The sequence below is a fragment of the Burkholderia sp. E168m22 genome (assembly GCF_001319805.1).
GTDB lineage: Bacteria > Pseudomonadota > Gammaproteobacteria > Burkholderiales > Burkholderiaceae > Burkholderia > Burkholderia orbicola.
Map to the genome: position 1 here is coordinate 1 of NZ_BBSK01000154.1, position 2,463 is coordinate 2,463.

The following is a 2,463-nucleotide window of genomic DNA, read 5'->3' on the forward strand; positions in this document are numbered from 1 at the left end:
ACAGCAGGCATTCATGGCGCTGAAGGCGCACCGCCGTGCGCTGGCCGGCCGCACGGGCTGCGGCGTGTGCGGCATCGAAAGCATCGCGCAGCTCGACCTGCACCCGCCGCGTATCGCGGCCGCCGGCGCGGCCGCGGGCATCGGCGCCGACGCGATCGCGCGCGCCGCGCATGCGTTGCCGGCCCGGCAGACGCTGATGCGCGAGACGGGCGGCATCCACGCGGCCGCGTGGTGCGACCGCGACGGCGCCGTGCTCGACGTGTTCGAGGACGTCGGCCGCCACAACGCGCTCGACAAGCTGATCGGGCAGCTCGCACGCCGCCGCGCCGACCTGCGCGCGGGCTTCGTGTTCCTGTCGAGCCGCGCGAGCTACGAACTGGTGCGCAAGGCCGCGCGGGTCGGCATCCCGATGATCGCGACGATCTCGGCGCCGACGTCGCTCGCGATCGACGTCGCCCGCGAAGCCGGCGTGCGGCTGCTCGGCTTCTGCCGCAACGACGGCTTCGTCGAATACGTGTCGCCCGCCGCCGTTCATCTCGATCCATCGCCTGCACCGGCGCAGCCGGCCCACTCCTCATGAAACACCTGTTCGATTTCGATACCGCGCAGCAGCAATTCGCCAGCGCATTCGCGCCGCTCGAGGCCGCCGCGTCCGTGCCGCTCCCACAAGCGGCAGGTCACATACTGGCCGCGCCGCTGACCGCGGTGCTCGACCAGCCGCCGGCGGACCAGAGCGCGATGGACGGCTACGCCGTGCGGCACGCCGACCTCGCGCACGGCGAGCCGCTGCGCGTCGCGCAGCGCTGCTATGCCGGCGACACGCCCGCGCGGCTCGCGCCGCGCACGGCCGCACGCATCTTCACCGGCAGCCTGATTCCGCCCGGCGCCGACACGGTCGTGATGCAGGAGCATGCGCACGAACAGGCGGGCGACGTCACGTTCGACGCCCCCCAGCGCAGCGGGTCGCACATCCGCCGCCGTGGCGAGGAAGTACGCGCCGGCGATCTGCTCGTGCCGGCCGGCGTGCGCCTGGGCGCGATGCACGTCGGCGTGGCCGCCGCGCAAGGGTTCGCGCGGATCGACGTGCGTGCGACGCTGCGCGTCGGCATCCTGACGACCGGCGACGAGCTGGTCGCATGCGGCCAGCCGCGCGCGCCGCAGCAGATCTACAACAGCAACGCGCCGATGCTCGCCGCGCTGGTCGCCGGAACCGGTGCCGACGTCGCGCTGAGCCTGCACGCGGCCGATACGGCGGCCGCCGTCGATCGGGCGTTGCGCGACGTGCACGCGCAGTGCGATCTCGTGATCTGCGTCGGTGGGGCGTCGGTCGGCGACAAGGATCTGCTGCGTCCGGCGCTGACTGAACTCGGCGCATCGTTCATCGTCACGGGCGTGCGCATGAAGCCAGGCAAGCCGGTCGCGCTCGCGGCGCTCGATGCGCGGCCCGTGGTATTGCTGCCCGGCAATCCGGGCGCCGCGATGACGACGTTCGCGCTGTTCGTCGCGCCGCTGATCCGCCGCCTGCAGGGACGCGACGCGTACCTGCCGGGCGTGCCGTCGCTGCCGATCGACACCGGCTTCGAGCCGGATGCCCAGCGCGAGCGCTTCGTGCGCGTGCGCTGTACGGTAGGCGCCGACGGCGCGCCGGTGCTCGACACGCTGCGCCAGCAAGGCGCCGGCACGCTGCAGTCGCTGGTGCTGGCCAGCGGGCTCGCGCGGCTGCCGGCCGGGCGCGCCATCGCGCGCGGCGACGCTGTTCCGTACTACGAATTCGCGCGCTGGCTCGCATGAGCGCGACGCCGGATAGCCGCCCGATGCGGTGCCTTCGCCCCTTTCGTCGCCCCATTCGTCGCCCGATTGGCCGCGCCTGTCGCGCCTCTCGCGCGGCGAACTGTATTCCTGCAATTCGGGCGGGATTGTGTCTCTGCCGACAAAACCCCGCGGACTATGCTCACGATGAGGCTCGTCACGACCTGTGCGCCGACACGTCGGCATCCGCACGGCCGAGCGGCGACGCCCCTTCGCTTACTTCATGCAGGCCGACGACCCGATCGTGAATGCCATCGTTTCCGCCGCGCCGGCCGCCGCCGCCTCATCCGGCGACGCATCGCCCGGCGCTGTCCCCCGCCCGTCCGACACGCTCGGCCGTCCGCTGCGCGACTTGCGCCTGTCCGTCATCGACCAGTGCAATTTCCGCTGCGGCTACTGCATGCCGCGCGAGAGCTTCGGCGCCGACTACGCGTTCATGCCGTCGTCCGAGCGATTGTCGTTCGCGCAACTGGAAAAGATCGCCCGCGCCTTTACGTCGCTCGGCGTCGAGAAGATCCGCATCACGGGCGGCGAGCCGCTGCTGCGCCGCAATCTCGAAGCACTGATCGAACGGCTGGCCGCGTTGACGACCGTCGACGGCAAGCCCGTCGAAATCGCGCTGACGACCAACGGCTCGCTGCTCGCCGCGAAGGC

The 2,463-nt window shown here is 72.1% G+C and carries 3 protein-coding genes; all 3 read left to right on the plus strand.

Annotation, left to right across the window (positions count from 1 at the left end):
* The coding region (gene fdhD, locus AP428_RS33865; RefSeq protein ID WP_054928683.1) for a formate dehydrogenase accessory sulfurtransferase FdhD at positions 1–580 on the plus strand (580 nt) is incomplete at its 5' end.
* Entirely contained in the window at positions 577–1,791 is a 1,215-nt protein-coding gene (gene glp / locus AP428_RS33870; protein ID WP_011545625.1) for a gephyrin-like molybdotransferase Glp, read from the plus strand. The genes fdhD and glp, both read left to right, overlap by 4 nt.
* A gap of 241 nt (positions 1,792–2,032) precedes the next feature.
* Positions 2,033–2,463: radical SAM protein (locus AP428_RS33875; protein WP_156349370.1), on the plus strand; the 431-nt coding region annotated here is incomplete at its 3' end.

Bases quoted from the DNA above. Each gene is read 5' to 3' on its own strand.
- glp (WP_011545625.1), top strand. From the start codon at position 577: ATGAAACACCTGTTCGATTTCGATACCGCGCAGCAGCAATTCGCCAGC.